This window comes from Paenibacillus pasadenensis DSM 19293 (assembly GCF_000422485.1).
Taxonomy (GTDB): Bacteria; Bacillota; Bacilli; order Paenibacillales; family Paenibacillaceae; genus Paenibacillus_O; species Paenibacillus_O pasadenensis.
This window is the reverse complement of record NZ_KE383857.1, coordinates 62852-77436: the sequence shown is the minus strand read 5'-3', so window position 1 is coordinate 77436 and position 14585 is coordinate 62852. Positions and strand designations below refer to the sequence as shown.

General features: G+C 61.4%; 13 protein-coding genes. 1 reads left to right on the top strand and 12 read right to left on the bottom strand.

Going from position 1 to position 14585, the window contains the following annotated elements:
• Window positions 1-101 precede the first annotated feature (101 nt).
• The 6 genes from H582_RS0122650 to H582_RS0122625 all read right to left on the bottom strand — a co-directional run bounded on the left by H582_RS0122650 (window position 102) and on the right by H582_RS0122625 (window position 5406).
• The gene (locus H582_RS0122650) at window positions 102-722 is read right to left on the bottom strand and encodes a polysaccharide deacetylase family protein (RefSeq protein ID WP_052333563.1); all 621 of its coding nucleotides are present in this window, start codon (window positions 720-722) and stop codon (window positions 102-104) included.
• A 65-nt stretch (window positions 723-787) separates the two neighbouring features.
• Window positions 788-1777: a ketoacyl-ACP synthase III gene (locus H582_RS0122645; RefSeq protein ID WP_028600357.1), complete on the bottom strand. Its 990-nt coding sequence runs from the start codon at window positions 1775-1777 to the stop codon at window positions 788-790.
• A 23-nt stretch (window positions 1778-1800) separates the two neighbouring features.
• The gene (locus H582_RS0122640; RefSeq protein WP_228551292.1) at window positions 1801-2145 is read right to left on the bottom strand and encodes a hypothetical protein; all 345 of its coding nucleotides are present in this window, start codon (window positions 2143-2145) and stop codon (window positions 1801-1803) included.
• A 41-nt stretch (window positions 2146-2186) separates the two neighbouring features.
• Window positions 2187-3818 (bottom strand): thiamine pyrophosphate-binding protein, encoded by a 1632-nt coding sequence (locus tag H582_RS0122635; protein WP_028600355.1) that lies wholly within the window; start codon window positions 3816-3818, stop codon window positions 2187-2189.
• Window positions 3819-3877: 59 nt separating this feature from the next.
• Window positions 3878-4312, bottom strand: a complete 435-nt coding sequence (locus H582_RS0122630; RefSeq protein WP_028600354.1) for a GAF domain-containing protein — start codon at window positions 4310-4312, stop codon at window positions 3878-3880.
• Window positions 4309-5406, bottom strand: coding sequence for a methyl-accepting chemotaxis protein (locus H582_RS0122625; protein ID WP_028600353.1), 1098 nt, complete (start codon window positions 5404-5406; stop codon window positions 4309-4311). The genes H582_RS0122630 and H582_RS0122625 overlap by 4 nt, the downstream gene beginning before the upstream one ends.
• 245 nt (window positions 5407-5651) lie before the next feature.
• On the opposite strand from H582_RS0122625, the gene H582_RS29165 reads away from it, so the two are divergent.
• The gene (locus H582_RS29165) at window positions 5652-6086 is read left to right on the top strand and encodes a helix-turn-helix domain-containing protein (RefSeq protein WP_052333562.1); all 435 of its coding nucleotides are present in this window, start codon (window positions 5652-5654) and stop codon (window positions 6084-6086) included.
• A 49-nt stretch (window positions 6087-6135) separates the two neighbouring features.
• Here the strand turns inward: H582_RS29165 and H582_RS0122615 are convergent, their stop codons facing one another.
• From H582_RS0122615 to H582_RS0122590, 6 genes are all read right to left on the bottom strand, one after another.
• Complete coding sequence (locus H582_RS0122615) at window positions 6136-8022, bottom strand: rhamnogalacturonan lyase (RefSeq protein WP_028600352.1); 1887 nt, start codon at window positions 8020-8022, stop codon at window positions 6136-6138.
• Window positions 8023-8349: 327 nt separating this feature from the next.
• Window positions 8350-9186 carry a sugar phosphate isomerase/epimerase family protein gene (locus H582_RS0122610; RefSeq protein ID WP_028600351.1) on the bottom strand — a complete coding sequence of 279 codons (837 nt, stop codon included), beginning with the start codon at window positions 9184-9186 and terminating at the stop codon, window positions 8350-8352.
• 191 nt (window positions 9187-9377) lie between these two features.
• Complete coding sequence (locus H582_RS29160; protein WP_052333561.1) at window positions 9378-10787, bottom strand: family 43 glycosylhydrolase; 1410 nt, start codon at window positions 10785-10787, stop codon at window positions 9378-9380.
• A 23-nt stretch (window positions 10788-10810) separates the two neighbouring features.
• Complete coding sequence (locus tag H582_RS29155; protein WP_043111814.1) at window positions 10811-12487, bottom strand: type 2 periplasmic-binding domain-containing protein; 1677 nt, start codon at window positions 12485-12487, stop codon at window positions 10811-10813.
• Between the two features lie 53 nt (window positions 12488-12540).
• On the bottom strand, window positions 12541-13410 hold the full coding sequence (locus tag H582_RS0122595) for a carbohydrate ABC transporter permease (RefSeq protein WP_028600350.1): 870 nt from the start codon (window positions 13408-13410) through the stop codon (window positions 12541-12543).
• Between the two features lie 15 nt (window positions 13411-13425).
• Complete coding sequence (locus H582_RS0122590; RefSeq protein ID WP_052333572.1) at window positions 13426-14283, bottom strand: ABC transporter permease; 858 nt, start codon at window positions 14281-14283, stop codon at window positions 13426-13428.
• Window positions 14284-14585 lie beyond the last annotated feature (302 nt).

The following is a 14585-nucleotide window of genomic DNA, read 5'->3' as shown; positions in this document are numbered from 1 at the left end:
CAAACAAGCTGACGCCGGTGGATAACCGGCATCAGCTTGTTTTTTTGCAGCTTCGTTCCGTATAAAGGCGAAAGCGGGGGAGGCGGGGGCCGAAGCCCCCGTCATCCTCCCGGACGGCGCAGCAGCGAGCTGACGGTGTCCAGCCGGAAGCGCGCCGCCAGCTCCGGCAGCGCGCGCTCGAGCGCCTCCACCGTCTGGCTGCGGTCGCCGCCCGCGTCATGCATGAGCACGACGTCTCCCGGCCTGGCGCGGGAGAGCCGCTCCGTCAGCGCATCGGCTCCCGGCAACCGCCAGTCCTCGGTGTCGACCGACCAGAGGCAAAAGCCGAATCCGAGCTCTCCGGCCAGCTCGAGCAAGCGGTCGTCATAGGTGCCGTAAGGGCTGCGGAACAGGACGGGAGCGCGCCCGGACAGCCGCTCCAGCAGCTGCTGGGCTTGTCCGATCTCGCGCCGCGCCGTTTCCTCCGGCTCGGCCGTCAAGTCGGGATGCAGCCACGTATGATTGCCGATCTCATGTCCTTCGGCCGCGATGCGCGCCGCCAGCTCCGGCTGCTCCGCCGCCCGCATGCCGAGCAGGAAAAACGTCGCCTTGGCACCGTAACGGGCGAGCAGCTCCAGCACCCGCGGGGTGAACTCCGGGTCCGGTCCGTCGTCGAACGTCAGGGCAATGCCCTCCGCTCCTTCGCCCAGGCTTTCAATGATCCTTGCCGCTTCTCGATCCATGCCCTCCCGCCTTTCTCCTTTGCGCTTGCCTTCATTATAGAGCGGATTCCGGCGGCGGGCCTAGATCAATATTGCATCAGCAAGGATACGTTTTGCCAGCCCGCTCCGACGGTCCAGAACACCAGGTAGTCGCCGCGCTCGATGCGCCCGGCCTTGATGGCGTCATGCAGCGCCAGAATCGGGCTGTTGCTCGCCGTGTAGCCGTACTTGTCGCCGACAAAATGGATTTTGGACTCGTCGAGTCCGAGGCGCTCCGCCACGAGCCGGTTGTTGCCGATCGAGAACTGGGAGAACAGATAAGCGCCGACCTGCGAAGGCTGGACGCCGCTGCGCTCCATCAGCTCGCGCAGCGAGTCGACCGCCGAGTCGACGCAGACCGAATCGTCGAACGGCGTGAACTGGACCTGGATGTCCGCCGCCGAAACGCCTTCGCCGTAAATGCGGGACAAGCCCGTGCCCGGGAAGAGGGAGTTGTCGATGACATGCGTGTCGGTCTGGTAGACCGAGTCGATGAAGCCGCCTTCTCCTTCTTCCGCTACGAGCAGCACGGCTGCGGCCGAATCGGCGAAGGTGGAATGGTAGACCGGATTGTCCGGGCTATGGACGGAGAAGTGGTCCGCTCCGACGACCAGCGCCTTGCGGATGCGGACATCGCCCTGCATCAAGCAGCTCGCCTGCTCGATCGCGACGAGCATGCCGGCGCAGTTGGCGTTCACGTCGAAGCATCTCGTCTGCTTGCCTCCGCCCAGCGCATGATGCAGCTTGAGCGCCATGCTCGGCAGCAGATATTCCGGAGTCTGGGACGCGAACAGGATCAGGTCGAGCTCCGAGCCCTGCTGTCCGGTCGCTTCCAGCACCTTGCGGGAAGCCTCGACCGACATCGTGTACGTATTTTCATCCGCATTGTCGATGACGAAACGCTTCTCCCGGCCGAGCGCCTTCAGCAGCCCGGATACCGGCACGCCGGCAGCGGAGAAGCGATCGATGTAATAGTCGTTGCCGACCTCCAGCTCAGGATGATAGATCTCGATGCCACGAATGCGAACCGCTGTCATGGAACTTCCCCCTCGGAATCTTCTTATTTTTCGATGATCTCGCAGTTTTCCAGGCCGACCGTGCGGGCGACGCGTCCGAGCTGCATTTTCAGGATCGGGTTGCGGGCGAGCGTCAGCACGACCTTCTTGAAGCCGTCCTGCTTGTACATCTGGAAGCAGCCTTCCAGAATCGGCAGCGCCGACGGCGAAGAGACGTTCAGCTCCGTGCAGTCGATATGGATCTCGTACTCCGGCACGGCGATCGTGGCGATCTCTTTTTGATAGGCTTGTACGGACGCCATGCCCTCCTCCGGCGTGAACGTGCCCTCTACTACGGCATGGAATACCTGGTTTGTGCGATCTACGTTGATGTTGAAGCTGCCCATCATGATTCCTCCTCGTGTTGGTTGAAAATAAAGCGGGAAGACGCTCAGCTGCTGACAAGCGCCTTGAGCCGATCGAGAATCGGAGCCGGCTCGCTGCCGTCCGTGACGACCTCGATGACGCAGGGACCGTCGAGTCCGTCCACGAAGGAGCGGACCTCGTCCATCTGCTCCAGCTGCCGGACGGTCATCGAGCGGACGCCGGCCGCCTCCATCATCGCGGCGATCGAGATCCGCTCCTGCTTGTAGTCCGGCAGCGTGCGCTTGAACAGGAACTGCTGTCCTCTCTCGACATAGCTTAACATGGCGTTGTTGATGATGACATAGATGATTTTATAGCCATATTCCTTGGCCGTGAGAATGTCCATGCCGTTCATGAAGAAGCAGCCGTCGCCGGCCAGCACCGCGATCGGCCGCTCCGGCTCGGCCACGGCCAGGCCTGCCGCTCCGGCGATCGCAGAGCCCATCGCTCCGTAGTCGAGGTTGATCTCGAAGTCGCCGGCGGCCGGAACGGTCAGGTACTTCAGCGCGAAGTTGGTGAACTCGCCGATGTCGCAGGCATAGCGGGTGTCGGCTGGCAGCGCTTCGCCGAGCTCCTCCAGGAACAGCCGCAGCGACAGTCCCGTATGATCGCGCACGTACGGATCGTTGATCGGACGCTCCGCGGCATAGGGCTCGCGGGCCGATCCGGCCTGCTCGAGCAGATGCGGCAGCACGTCGCCCAGATCGGCCTCGATCGGGATGTCGGTCGGGAACACCTTGCCGAGCTCGGACGAGTCGCGGTCGACATGGATGACCTTGCGGCCCTTCACGAGCACCTCGTTGAAGTTGCAGGTCGACGCCTCGCCGAGGCTCGTGCCGAGCACGAGCAGGCATTCCGGCTCGCTGCCGTTCACATAGCGGAAGGCTGCGTCCGAGCTCGAAAAGCCATAATTGCCGAGATAGAGCGGATGATCCGAGGCGACGGCTCCCTTGCCCGCAGGCGTCGTGATGATCGGCCAGCCGAGCCGCTCGGCCAGGCGCTCGATGTCGGCGCCGAAGCCTCTGCCGCCGCGGCCGACGAAGATGAGCCCCCGGCTGGCCGCCTGCAGCGCCGCGGCCGCCTGCTGCAGCAGCTGCGGATCAGGCCGCCTGCGCTCCGGCAGCGGAGCGAGCGCCGGCGGCTGCGGGAGCGGACCGTTGAACGCCGCGCGCTGGATGTCGATCGGGATCGACAGGTACACCGGTCCGCAGGGCGGCGTCAAGGCCGCCCGCACGGCGCGATCGAGCTCCGTCAGCACATCCTCCTCGCGCAGCACGGTCGCGCTGTATTTGGTCACGACCTTGACCATCTGCTCGCCGTCCAGCTCCTGGATCGCTCCCTTGCCCATCTGCCAGCGGTTGACCGCGCCGGCGATGACGAGCATCGGAGCTTTGGCTCGCTTGGCGTCGGCGATGCCGTTCATCATGTTGCTGACGCCGACCGCGCCCGCCCCCGCGCATACGGAGAGCCGGCCGGTCGTGCTGGAGAAGCGGGCCGCCATATAGGCCGATCCCGCCTCGTTTTTCGTGATGACCGGCTTGATGCCGACATCGATGAGCGAGTCGTAGATCGGTCCGATGATGCCTGCGGGAATGCCGAACAGATGCTCGACGCCCTGGTCCTTCAAATAACGAAGCATGGCTTCTGCGACGATCATGGAATCCACTCCTTGGTTGATCTAGATCGATCTCTGTCTCTATCTCTGTCTTCAGCTCTTTATCTGTCCCCCAGCAGCGCCGCGAGCTCTTCGGCCGCAGCCGCCTCCTCGTCCGTGAACGTGTGCAGCTCGCCGATGGAAGCGGCGATCAGCAGCCCTTCGACCTCGTCGCCGCGCCGTACCGGGGCGATCATCAGGCTGTCGATGCCGAACAGGAAAAACTCCTCCTGCGAGCGCGGATCGTTGGCTACATCGTCCAGCCGCACGACTTCCGGACGCTCCAATAGCGCCGTCAGCAGCGAATCGTTGCGGATGTACACCGGGTTGTCGGCGTGCACCTGCTTCCAGCGCTCCATGCCGAGCCGATCCGTCTCGGTCTTGAGCAGCGGGATCAGCTTGCCGTCCGCGATCCGATGGCAGGCGATGTCCTTCACTCCGGTCGCGGCCCTCAGCCGGTCCATCACGTCGGCGATCAGCGAAAGATCCTCCGTCATCGAGCCTCTCCCGCCTCTTCCAGAACCGCCAGCTCCTGCAGGCGCGCGGCCTGCTCGCGCAGCTGGCGCGCATGATTCAGCGTCTGCTGGATGGATTGCAGCTGGTCGTCCACGCACAAGGCGATCTCCTTGGAGCTGGCCATCGACACCTCGGTGCTGTCCGACGTCTGGCGCACGGAGACGAGAATCTCCGACGTGCCTGCGTTCACCTGCTCCGTCACGCTGGAAATCTCCTGCACCTTCTCCGAAACCCGCGCCGTCATCTGCACGATGTGGTGGAACGCTTGGCCGGCTTCGCCGACATGCTCCACGCCGGAGCGCAGCTCGCCTCCGAAGCGGTTCATCGCTTCCGCCGACTGCTTGGAATTGCTGCGGATGTCCGCCGCCGTCTTGCCGATGTCGCGGGCCGACGCCGCGGACTGCTCGGCCAGCTTGCGGATCTCGTCGGCGACGACCGAGAAGCCTCGTCCGTACTCTCCGGCATGAGCCGCCTCGATCGCCGCGTTGAGGCTCAGCAGATTGATCTGGCTGGAAATCTGGCCTACGATGAGCGCGATCTGCTCGATCTCCTCGTTCAGCCGGTTCATGCGGGTCATCGACTCGATCTGCAGCTCGGCATAACGGGATACCCGCTCCATCTGCTCCACCGCGCGGTCGATCGTGCCGAGGCCGACTTCCGCCCTGCCCGTCACGTCCGCCGTCTCCTGAGCCAGCGCATAGGAAGAGTCGGCGATATGGCTCATCCCGAGCGACACCTCCTCGAGCATCGCGCGGTTGGACAACGCTCCGGCGGCGATCGACTCGCTGCCCTGCGACACCTGCTCGATCGAGAGCGCGATGCCCTCCGCCATTTCAATCGTGAATTCCGCTTCCTTCACCAGCTTGGAGGACGTCGCCGCCATCTCCTCGGACAAGCCGCGGATGCCCTCCAGCGCCGCGCGCTCCCGGGCCGAAGCCTCGTCTTGCCGATGAGGCGGCAGCCCCGCTCCCGGCCGCTCCTGCTCCCGGCCGTTCTTCTCCTCGCGGCTCATGCCGCTGCGCCAGCGCTCCGGAAGGACCTTCAGCCAGCGCGGCCATGTTGCTTTCGTTTTCAACGATTTCTCCTCCATCTTCGCGACTAAACTGGATGCTTCGCGTTTCACAAGACTCCGTGCCCACCTCCTCGAGAATGCCGCATGTCATGTTATATCGGATCAAGTGACATTAAATTTCATCTTTCGGAGCGCCTGCGACGGCAACGAATCGGATTCCGACAAGAACTCCTCTGCTTTCTCTCTGGCAGAAAAACGCTTTTCAGCCTAAACTGGCAGCGCCGCACAAGAAAGGAGGGAATCAAGGAATGGCAGATGTCGAATGCCTATCGGACGAGCTGGGCTGCGCCAGCAGAAGCAGGCCGGCCTTCGGTTCCGCGCCGGCGGCCGACGAGCGGTTGGCTCGGGTCGTCCGCTATATTCACGAAAACTACGCGCAGCCGCTTTCCCTGTCGCTGCTCGCCAAGGAATTCCATTTCAGCCCGTTTTATCTCAGCAAGCTGTTCAAACGGACGGTCCGGCTCACCTATCGGGATTATCTCGCCACGGTCCGCATCATGAAGGCGCAGCAGCTGCTGCGCGAGACGCCTTGGAAGGTCAGCCTCATCGCCGAGAAGGTCGGCTTTCGCGATCCGGCTCGCTTCGGCAAGACGTTCAAGGCGCAGACCGAGTGCACGCCTCTGCAGTATCGCAAAAAGCACCGGAAGGACCCGCTTCGCTTCCCGGCTCAAGGCCGGAGCTGACCAAAAAAAGCATCCCGCGGCGGGCGCGGGATGCTTTTTTGGTCATGGCTTATGGCGTATACAGGTCGGGAACGGGCTGAGCCGCCATCCCTTCTCCCAAGTAGAAGCCCGTATGGGGAGGCTGGTTGTAGGCGACGTTCTGCCAGGCGATCGACAGCCGATAGACCGGATCGTGCATCAGCGTATAGAAGCGATGGCTCGTCTCGTACGGCGTCGTGTAGATGCGCAGCGCCGAGTTGTCGCTCTTGCGCCAGATGACTTCTTCCCGCCAGTCGCCGAATAGATCGGCCTGCAGGCTCGGCGTGCCCTTCGTATGGTTGTTCGACAGCGTGCCGGAGGCGGTCAGCAGATTGGTCACGCTCGAGGTCGCGTAGTTCCACTTCTCGATCTTGCCGACGCCCGTGCTCGTGCTGCCGCTCCACGTATGATCCAGCAGCTCGCGCTGCAGATCGCCGTCCCACCAGATGCCGAAGTTGACCGAGGCTGGGGACGAATTCGTAATCAGGACCCCTTTGGCCGTCCGCAAGCCGACCCCGTTCGTGGCCCACATCTCCTCGCCCAAGTAGCGCGGATCGATGTCCGCCGTCATGCCGCGTCCGGTATCCGCGCTGGCCGTGACGCTCCATAGGATCGAGCCCGTTTTCGGATCGTAGGAATAGGCGCCGTAAGGCGAGCTTTCGTTGACCTTGAACACCTCGAGGCCGGGACGGGACGGATCGAGATCGCCGACATGCAGCGCATCGCCATGCCCTCTGCTCGTGTTGACCAGCTTCGTTCCGTTGTCATCGACGACGAACGCGCCGTATACGATCTCATCCTTGCTGTCGCCGTCGACGTCGGCGACGGCCAGCTGATGATTGCCCTGTCCGGCCGTTCCCGCATTGGCCGAGCTGTTGCTGTCGAACGTCCAGCGCTTAGTGAGGGCGCCGTTGCGCCAGTCGTAGGCGACCAGCACGGCGCGGGTGTAATAGCCTCTGGCCATGACGATGCTCGGCCGGACTCCGTCCAGGTAGGCGACGCCGGCGAGGAAGCGGTCCACCCGGTTGCCGTAGCCGTCGCCCCAATCGCTCACGTTGCCGCGCGGCGGGTCATAGCTGACCGTGGATAGCGCAGCTCCCGTATTGCCTGCGAATACGGTCAAATATTCCGGCCCGGCCAAAATGTAGCCGCCGCTGTTGCGATGATCGGCTGTGGCGCTTCCGATCGTTACATTTGTGCCGTCCACCGTGCCGTCGGCTGTCTTGCAGACGACCTCCGCCTTGCCGTCTCCATTGAAGTCATAGACGAGGAACTGCGTATAATGCGCGCCAGCGCGGATGTTCCTGCCGAGATTGATCCGCCAGAGGCGGGTGCCGTTCAGCTCGTAGGCGTCCAGATACACGTTGCCGGTATAGCCGCCTTGCGAATTGTCCTTCGCATTGGTCGGGTCCCATTTCACGACGATCTCGTAGCTTCCATCTCCGTCCAGATCGCCGACGCTCGCGTCATTCGGCTGATACGTGTAGCTGACGCCGTCCGGAGTCGTTCCCCCGGCAGGGATCTGGAGCGGCACGTCCAGGTAGTTGTTCGCCCACACCGACGCCGGCGGCGATGCCGCCTGCTCTACGCCTCCGACGATGGCGCGAACCGTGTAGCTCGAAGAGGTCGTGCCGGCCGCATCGAGGTAGTTCGTCTTGGAGGTGATCGGACTGGCGTTCACCTTCGTGCTTCCGCGGTACAGATTGAAGCTGACCGAGCCGGCGTCTGTGCCGAGCAGCCTCCAGCTCACCAGCACGCCTCCATTGATCTTGACCGCCGTCAGGCCGCGGTCGAGCTTCTCCATCTGCCTGGCCGCGGCGGCCTGAGCGGGAGCGCTCGTCAGCAAGGCCGTGCCCAAGATAGCGCTGGACAGGGCGATTACAGCCCATTTCAGCGGCTTGCGGTACCATGAGTTCATCAATTTCTCCTCCTTGTTTCATTAAAATAGCGATGGCGTCGGCTATGCGTTCCGACGGGTTGCATTCTCGCCTCCCCTCTTAATGTAAACGCTATCATTTATTTTCGCCCTTAGTGTAGCATCGAAAGGTTCACGGAAACAGGGCGTTTTTTGCCTTTTTCAAGAAAAACAGGTTTATTTTTTCCGTATATTCGACTTGCCTGCCGTCCGATCGGCATGGAAAAGCCTCCGTCTTCTGCGCATGGCAGGAACAGAGGCTTCATCACGTGACGCGGCTTGCAAGCCCGCGATACTTCCCCGGGCGGCGCTCGCCGCAGAGCAGCGCCGTCAGCGCGGCTGCTGCAATCCGCGTACCCAGGCCAGCGCGGAGTCCAGGCTGTCTCCGTCCACTTCTTCCAACGACAGGTCGAGGAGCGGCTTGGCCGCATGCAGCCGCGCGAGAAACGGCTCCGTCGCGAACTGTCCCTGGCCTGGAGGCAGGTGGCGCAGCTCGGAGCCGACGATAGCCGCATCCTTGAGATGCGCGAGCACGATCCGGCTGCCGAACCGCTCGAACGCCTCGTCGAGAAACGCTTCCTGATCATCCATGAGGCTGACAGTCAGCAGGTTGACCGGATCGAACACGACGCCAAGCGTCGACGAAGGCACCTCGCCCAGCAGCCGCTCCATCTTGGCTGCGCTGGACAGCGTATGGTAACTGACCGGCTCCAGCCCGATCGTCACTCCCCAGCGCTCCGCTTCCTCGGCCAGCTCCTCTACCGTCTCCTTGAGGACGCTCCAGCCGAACGCTTCGTAATCGTCCGGACGCCGGCTCGCATACGTCTGGAGCGATGCCGTCTCCGTCGCCACGATCGGCGCGCCGAAGTCTCTGGCGAACCGCAGATGCTCCTTGAACCTCCCGATTTCGCGCCTGCGCGCCTCCGGATCGGGATGGATCGGATCGATGTAGCAGCCCAGCACTCCGATTCGCACGCCGACGCGCTCAAATTGTTCCGCGATATGGTTGGCAAGCGCCGGACTGAGCTTGCCCGGGCTCGTGTCGATATCCGCAATCGCCTTGGAGAGCGCCAGCTGCACGAAGTCGATGCCCCGGCCGGCAAGCTTGCCGGTCAGCTCGCGCAGCGGCAGCCGGCCGACCGTATGCGCCAATGTGCCATAACCCATCTGCCCATTCTCCTTCCCGCTGCAGACTCGCCATCTCATACAGAAGACGCGCAGCATCTTCATTTTACAATGCCCATGGTCCAAAAACCCGGCTGAAATCAGTGAAAAACGGTTGCAAAACAGACCCCCTGAACCGTCCTTGGAGCTGAAAAGCCTCCAAAGCCGATTCAGGGGGCAGCCATTCCTTTTAGCTAGCCCGCTGCTCCGCCGCGGACCGGCGCGAGCAGGAACCAGCGCGGATCGGAACCGAGCCTCCGGTCATGCTTGAATTCGCTGCCTTCCGCCAGAATCAGCTCGCCGCTCTGGCGATCCTCCGCCATCGCCAGCGCCAGTCCCGATTGCCGGTGGATCAGCATGCCCCTCTCCTCGTCGATCGGCAGCAGGCTCCATTCATGCTCGCCGGCCGCTTCGGCGGCGGCCAGCATGACCTTCCTCTGTTCGGAGTCCGCTCCAAGGTAGCGTCCCGTACGGACATTCCGAAGGCGCATGCTTCCCTCGGCGGCGGGCTCGACCGCCCAGATCTGCTCGTCAGCCTGATAATGGAGATTCGTGACGATCGCCGCTTCGCCGTCCGCTGCGAGGTACAGCCGCTCGCCTACGTCGCGGATTCGGATCCGCTGCTCCTCCGGCTCTTGGACGACAGCCTCGACCCGCCCCGTCTCGAAATCGATCTCCAGCGTATCCGCCCAGCGCATCTCCATCGTCCGGTCGTCCGGGAACTCCAGCAGAAGCAGCGCATAGCCGGACTGCTGGTAGTCGGTCGGATCCCAGCGGTCTCCCAGGTAGAGATAGGAGGTCGTCTCCGTGCCGCGTATCGGCACGATGAACGTCGGCTGCGTATCATAGGTCGTCGCGTCGCCAAGCGGCAGCAGCGGCGACCAGCGGCCGGTCAGGCTGTCCGCGTACGCATAGGCTCCGGGATTGGGATGCCAGCCCGTGCAGGCCGAGGTCGTCATGAAGTAGACGCCGTCGCGCTTCATCACCGCCGGGGCCTCCCGGTATTGGCCCGGCCACAGCGTCTTGACGAGCTCGTCGATGACCAGGTAGTCGTCCGACAGCCGGTAGACGAGCAGATCCGCATTTTCCCTGGCCGCCGACAGGAAGTAAGCCGTGCCGTCGTCGTCTTGGAACAGCGTGCAGTCCCGGGACATGTGGCCGATCGGATTGAAGCTGCCGCGATACGTATAGTCGCCGTCGACCGTGTCGCAAGTCGCGACCGCGCAGCGGGCATCCCGATAGTCGTTGCCGTTCTCCCAATGCATCCACATGACGTATTGCCCCGTCTTGGCGTTGAACAGCACCTTCGGCCTTTCGATATTGGCCCCGATGTCCGTCGAATACGGATTCAGGTCGAGCGAGGACCGGCAATAGAGCGGCTCGACGTCGGAATCCAGCGTCAGGACATCGCCTCGCCATTCCCAGTCCGACAGCGTCCGGGACCGGTAGCAGCTCACTTTGCGGCGGCCGGTCCGGTTCTCGCCGAACAAATAATAGAAGCCGTTGTCGTACAGGATGCCTCCGCCATGCGCATGGAGCGGCTCCCCGTCTTGGTCCAGCCACGGCGCACCGTTTTGGTTTTGGATGATCTTCGTTCGGCTCATGCTTGCTTCCCCTCCGTTAAGCGCTAGTTCAGTCCCATATTAGCCATCGTATCGACTTTCTTGACGTCGCTGTACCACTCGTTCGCTTCCTTGGTGATCTGCTCTCCGCCTTTCGCATACCATTGCTTGACGAAGGTGTCGAACGCCTCGAGAGGCTCCTTGCTGTAGATGATCTTCGTATAGGTCTCCTGCTCCATCGTGTTGAGCTGCTCCAAAGTGCTTTGCATCGTTTTCGTCGGAGGCCCGTTGAACGCGTTCGGCAGCAGCACATCCGCGTTCTCGTAGGAGATGACGTAGCCTTTTTGAGTCGTCGCATCATTCGAGTTCGATCTCATCAGAACGCCGTTGTCCGGCTTCACTCCTTGCGCGAGATCATAGAATGATTTGCCGGGACCGTCGGCGGTCGGCATATTTTTCGTGAAGGACATCTTTCCGACGCTCTGCACCGCATCCAGCGGCTTGTTGAACTTCTGCGGATCGAAGGTGACCTCGCCGTTCACAATATCGTAGTCGTATCCTTGGGCATAGCCGTACACGAAGTCTCCGGTGCCGAACGCCGCATCGTACAGCTTGTCGTAGTAAAGGAAGAAGGCATCCATCTGGTTGAAATCCTTGTTGAACATGAATACGCCGTCATTGAGCTGGCCCGACTGGTACGTCTTGCCTCCGTCGATTCCGTTGATCGTCGGATAGGCCTCGATCTTGGCGCCTTGAACGTTCTTCTCCACGTCTTTGACCGAGCCGTACAGCCAAGGACGGCCTATGATGATGCCGGCCTTGCCTTCCGTGAAGTCGGCCAGCGCGTCCCAAGCGCCTTTCGTCGCCAGCTCCTTTTTCAAATAACCCTTGCTGTACCAGTCCCTCAGCTTGGCCAGCGCTTCCTTGTTGCTCGGATCGACCGAGCCGTAGACGAGCTTGCCGCTGCTGTCCTCATGCCACTGGCGCGGGATGTTCTTGCCCGTAAAGGCGCTGAAGATCATGACCGGATCGCTGACCCAGCCGGTATTGTAGGAATCCTTGCCGGACAGCGTGAAGCCGTACGTGTCTTTCTTGCCGTTGCCGTCCGGATCTCCGTCCGTAAAGGCGGCGATGACCTGCTCGAACTCCTCGATCGTCGTCGGTGCCTTCAGCTTCAGGTTGTCCAGCCAGTCTTGGCGGATCAGCATGACTTCGCCTTCGGTCAGGTTGGGCGCGATTGCCATGCCGTACACCTTGCCGTCCCGGATGACCGGATTGAACGTCATCGGATATTCCTTGTAGATCTTTTTCAGCCGCTCCGGCATGTAGGACTTGATGTCCTCCGTGATTTCCTTCACGCGTCCCGACTGGATCAGGTCGTTGGCCAGCATCGTATCGTAGACCGGGATGATGTCCGGCAGCTGCTCGGAGCCGGTCAGAGCCAGCCGCAGCTTGTTGTTGTATTGAGCCCCGTCTCCGCCGAGCAGCGTCGTCTCGACCTTGATGCCGAGCTTCTCGACTCCCCAGCGAGTCAGCACGTTGTCGTTCAGGCTTTCGCCCGGCAGGTACTTGCCTGCGTTCTCGTCCTGCTGCTTGGCGATCTTCAATGTAATCGGAGGATCGAACTTGCCGTCTTTCAGGGTGCTTCCCTTTTCGGAGGAAGGCTGGTCGCCGCCGCTGCAGCCGGCGAGGAGGCCTGCCGACAGAAGGGCCGTCATCAGAATCGAGCTGGCTTTTTTCATCGTTCTGTCCCCTTTTCGTTGTTTGCTTTATATGGGTTGAGTCATTGAAGCCGCTATTCTTTTACCGCGCCCAGCACGATCCCTTTGACAAAATACCGCTGGAGGAACGGATACACCAGGATGATCGGCAGCGTGCTGATGAAGATCTGCGCCGCCTTGATGCTCTGCTCGGCCATCGCGTCGACTTCCGCCTGGCTCATCGCCAGGTTCTGCATCGTGTTCTGGACGACGACCGTCTGCAGGAACGACGCCAGCGGATACCGCGAGGTGTCGGACATGTAGAGGAGGCCGTCGAACCAGGAGTTCCAGTGGCCCACCATGATGAACAGCGCGACCGTCGCCAGTCCGGGCAGGGACAGCGGCAGATAGACGCTTCGGAAGATCACGAAGAAGGAGGCTCCGTCGATGAACGCCGCTTCCTCGAGCGCCTTCGGAATCGTGCGGAAGAAGTTCATGAGCAGGATCAGGTTGTACGCTCCGAACGCTCCCGGCAGCACGAGCGCCCAGATCGTATCCTTCATGCCGAGGCCGGTCACGAGCAGATACGACGGGATCAGGCCGCCGGAGAAGAGCATCGTGAAGACGAAGATCCACATCAGCGCGTTCCTGCCGCGGAACTCCTTGGACAGCGCGTAGCCGGCCGTCGTCAAGATGGCCATGCTGATCGCGGTGCCCAGAATCGTCCGGATGATCGAGATCATCATCGAGCCGGTGAAATTGGAGTTGTTGAACGTCTTGACGTAGGCGTCGATCTGGAAGGACACGGGCCAGAACGAAACCATATTCCCGTTGATGGCCGCTTTACTGCTGAATGACTGGGCCAACAAATGGAGGAGCGGCAAGAAGCAAGACAGTGCGATCACGATGAGAAGGAGATGATTGAAGATCGAGAATACCTTGTATCCCGTCGTTTTATGGTACAATTCGCACCCTCCTTTTTAAAAGATCCTGTAGTTGGCGAACTTGTAGGCGAAGCGGTACGATAGGACGATCAGGATGAGGCTGATGACGGACTTGAACAATCCGACCGCCGTGCCGAAGCCGTATTGTCCGTTCAGCAGCGAGGAGCGGTAGACGTAGGTGTCGATGATGTCCCCGGTGCTGTACACAAGCGGATTGTACAGGTTGAAGATCTGGTCGAAGCCCGCGTCCAGGATGCCTCCCAGGCTCAGCGTGGCGATGACGATGATCATCGGCAGCATCGACGGCAGCGTCACATGCCAGATCTGCTGGCGCCTCGTCGCGCCGTCGATCTCGGCCGCTTCATAATAAGAGGGATCGATTCCGGCAATGGTGGCGAGATAGACGATCATGCCGAACCCGAAGTTTTTCCACAGGTCGCTCAGGACGACCGTCGGCCGGAACAGAGACGGATCGCCGAGGAAATAGATCGGCTCGGATCCGAAAACGCTTGTCAGGATGTGGTTGATGCCGCCTTCCAAGCCCAGGATGTCGATCATCATGCCGGCCACCGTCACCCAGGACAGGAAATGCGGCAAGTAGACGAGCGTCTGGATGCTCTTCTTGAGCCCCATGCTCCGGATCTCGCTGAGCAGGATGGCCGTCACGATCGGAACGACGATGCCGACCGAGATTTTGGACACCGCGATGATCAGCGTATTATAGATGGCCTGAGAGGCCTCTTCGTACTGGAAGATCCTGCGGAAGTTCTCCAGCCCGATCCAGCTCGATCCTGTGAGGCCGAGCCACGGCTTGTAGTCCTGAAAGGCCATGATCAAGCCGACCATCGGACCGTAGGCAAAGGTAAGCACAAAGACTAATGCGGGCAGGCACATCAAGTAAAGCGGCCAGCTGGCTCGGATTTCCTTGCTCCATGGCTTCTTGCTGCTCCTGACGGAGCGGACCTTTTTCGTCGTGCCGGGCACGGGTTGCGTCGCGCTGTCGATGGTCATCCCCTCCTCATGTAACCGGTTTCTGCAATCATCTTAGCAAAAGCGCTTTCACTTCGAAATGTCCCGATTTCAACATCATGGCTATAATCTGAATCATTTTAAGAGCGCTTTCATCAATTGCTGGAAACGGCTTTTTCTTTTTGGAAATCGAGCTTATGATAAAGGGAACGGAACCGATCTAGCTC

What these genes read in the sequence shown, in the direction of transcription:
- H582_RS0122650 (WP_052333563.1), bottom strand. Translation starts at nt 722, where the DNA reads ATGGATCGAGAAGCGGCAAGGATCATTGAAAGCCTGGGCGAAGGAGCG.
- H582_RS0122645 (WP_028600357.1), bottom strand. Translation starts at nt 1,777, where the DNA reads ATGACAGCGGTTCGCATTCGTGGCATCGAGATCTATCATCCTGAGCTG.
- H582_RS0122640 (WP_228551292.1), bottom strand. Translation starts at nt 2,145, where the DNA reads ATGATGGGCAGCTTCAACATCAACGTAGATCGCACAAACCAGGTATTC.
- H582_RS0122635 (WP_028600355.1), bottom strand. Translation starts at nt 3,818, where the DNA reads ATGATCGTCGCAGAAGCCATGCTTCGTTATTTGAAGGACCAGGGCGTC.
- H582_RS0122630 (WP_028600354.1), bottom strand. Translation starts at nt 4,312, where the DNA reads ATGACGGAGGATCTTTCGCTGATCGCCGACGTGATGGACCGGCTGAGG.
- H582_RS29165 (WP_052333562.1), top strand. Translation starts at nt 5,652, where the DNA reads ATGGCAGATGTCGAATGCCTATCGGACGAGCTGGGCTGCGCCAGCAGA.
- H582_RS0122615 (WP_028600352.1), bottom strand. Translation starts at nt 8,022, where the DNA reads ATGAACTCATGGTACCGCAAGCCGCTGAAATGGGCTGTAATCGCCCTG.
- H582_RS0122610 (WP_028600351.1), bottom strand. Translation starts at nt 9,186, where the DNA reads ATGGGTTATGGCACATTGGCGCATACGGTCGGCCGGCTGCCGCTGCGC.
- H582_RS29160 (WP_052333561.1), bottom strand. Translation starts at nt 10,787, where the DNA reads ATGAGCCGAACGAAGATCATCCAAAACCAAAACGGTGCGCCGTGGCTG.
- H582_RS29155 (WP_043111814.1), bottom strand. Translation starts at nt 12,487, where the DNA reads ATGAAAAAAGCCAGCTCGATTCTGATGACGGCCCTTCTGTCGGCAGGC.
- H582_RS0122590 (WP_052333572.1), bottom strand. Translation starts at nt 14,283, where the DNA reads ATGTGCCTGCCCGCATTAGTCTTTGTGCTTACCTTTGCCTACGGTCCG.